Consider the following 261-nt stretch of genomic DNA (forward strand, 5'->3'; position numbering starts at 1 on the left):
CCCTGGAGCAGGCCTGCGCGCGCATCGCCGCTTTTGGAGCGGATGCCCTGGTGGTCTCGCTGGGACTGGATACCTATGAGGGCGATCCGATCTCGCGCTTTCGGCTGGCGACGACGGATTTTCTGCGGCTGGGTGCGCGGCTGCGTGGTGTGGGACTGCCCACTGTGCTGGTGCTGGAAGGCGGCTACGCAGCGGCGGCGCTGGGAACGAATGCGGTGAATGTGCTCGAGGGTTTCGAGCAGGCATGACAACGGAGGCATG

At 65.9% G+C, this 261-nt stretch carries 1 pseudogene; it reads left to right on the top strand.

The window, feature by feature from the left end:
* Positions 1 to 248 (top strand): annotated as a pseudogene (locus tag MTCD1_RS19550) (hypothetical protein); the annotation flags it as partial.
* Positions 249 to 261 lie beyond the last annotated feature (13 nt).

This window comes from Colwellia marinimaniae, assembly GCF_002207865.1.
In the GTDB taxonomy this organism is placed as follows: Bacteria; Pseudomonadota; Gammaproteobacteria; order Enterobacterales; family Alteromonadaceae; genus Colwellia; species Colwellia marinimaniae.